This window comes from Streptomyces phyllanthi, from assembly GCF_009377205.1.
Lineage (GTDB): Bacteria > Actinomycetota > Actinomycetes > Streptomycetales > Streptomycetaceae > Streptomyces > Streptomyces phyllanthi.
Genome location: NZ_VJZE01000884.1, coordinates 1 through 1,538 on the forward strand (window position 1 = coordinate 1; position 1,538 = coordinate 1,538).

A 1,538-nucleotide genomic window follows, 5' to 3' on the forward strand; every position below is an offset into this window, starting at 1 on the left:
GCGTGTGAACGGGTGACCCGGGGGAGTGGTGGGAGCGGCTTCCGGGGACGGCTTGACCTCAAGAAAGGTTGAGGTACGAGGGTGAGGGCCGTGAAGGACACAGCACCCACCGCGGAGGTTCACCCATGGACATGCACACGGAGACTCCCGTCCGAGTCGCCCTGGTCATCGGCAGCAACCGCGAGGGCCGTTTCGGCTCGGTGGTGGCCGACTGGCTGCTGGACCGGATCCGGACGAGGGGCGACTTCGAGGCGGAGGTGGTGGACGTGGCCGAGGTGCCCCTGCCCACGACGCTCTCACGCTCGCCCGAGACGACCGAGGCGCTGGCCGGGGTGACCCCTAAGCTGTCGGCCGCCGACGCGTTCGTCGTCCTGACCCCGGAGTACAACCACTCCTACTCCGCGGGCCTCAAGAACCTGATTGACTGGCACTTCCACGAGTGGCGCGCCAAGCCGGTGGCCCTCGTCTCCTACGGCGGCATCTCGGGCGGCCTCCGCGCCGTCGAGCACCTCCGCCAGGTCTTCGCCGAACTCCACGCGGTCACGGTCCGCGACACGGTGTCCTTCCACAACGCGCATGGCTCCTTCGACGACACCGGTCGCTTGAGGGACCCGTCCGCCCCGGACGCGGCGGCGAAGGTGATGCTGGACCAGCTGGCGTGGTGGGGGAGGGCCTTGCGGGAGGCGAAGGAGGTACGGCCGTACGGGGACTGACCCGGCGGGAACACAACCGGAGCGCGGAGGCATTGACGTACTGAGGTATGGACGCACTGAGTCCATGGCGTACCGACGTACTGACGCACTGCCGGAGGAGGCCCCGTGCCGCTGCCCTCACAACCGCTGCGGAAGCTGGGCTTCCTGACCATCGGGCTCTTCGACGGTGCCGACCCGCGCCGGGGCCACGAGTCGACGCTGGAGATCATCGAGCTCGGCGAGCGGCTCGGCTTCGACAGCGCGTGGGTGCGGCACCGTCACCTCCAGTACGGCATATCGTCCCCAGTGGCCGTCCTGGCGGCGGCCTCGCAACGCACGCACCGCATCGAGCTGGGTACCGCGGTCACCCCGCTCGGCTGGGAGAACCCGTTGCGCCTCGCCGAGGACCTGGCGACGGTGGACATCCTCTCCGGAGGCCGCCTGAACCCGGGCGTGAGCGTGGGCCCGCCGATGCACTACGACCAGGTGAAGCAGGCCCTCTACCCCGACACTTCGGATTCCGAGGACTTCGGCTACGACCGGGTGGCCCGCCTCCTGGACTTGGTACGCGGCAAGCCGGCCACGGACTTCAGCGGGGTGGAGGGCTTCGAGGTCTTCTCGGACCGCGTGCAGCCGCACTCACCAGGCCTGGGCCGCCGCATGTGGTACGGCGGCGGCAGCCTGAACTCGGCGCGGTGGGCCGGTGAGCACGGCATGAACCTGCTGACGAGCAGCGTGGTCAAGGCGGAGGGGGAGGAGGAGCGGGAGGGAGATGCCGGAGCCCCGCGGGACTTCGCCGGGATCCAGCTCTCGCACGTCCGGGAGTTCCGCGCCCACCACCCCGAC

General features: G+C 70.0%; 2 protein-coding genes. Both read left to right on the forward strand.

Annotated features, from left to right (window positions below; translation table 11 throughout):
* The first annotated feature begins 125 nt into the window (after positions 1–125).
* A complete protein-coding gene (locus FNH04_RS45850) occupies positions 126–713 on the forward strand; it encodes an NADPH-dependent FMN reductase (RefSeq protein ID WP_194237058.1) in 588 nt (195 codons plus the stop codon).
* Between the two features lie 105 nt (positions 714–818).
* On the forward strand, positions 819–1,538 hold a 720-nt coding region (locus tag FNH04_RS45855; protein WP_322725762.1), incomplete at its 3' end, for an LLM class flavin-dependent oxidoreductase.

Coding starts and splice junctions, on each gene's coding strand:
- FNH04_RS45850 (WP_194237058.1), top strand. CDS start 126: ATGGACATGCACACGGAGACTCCCGTCCGAGTCGCCCTGGTCATCGGC.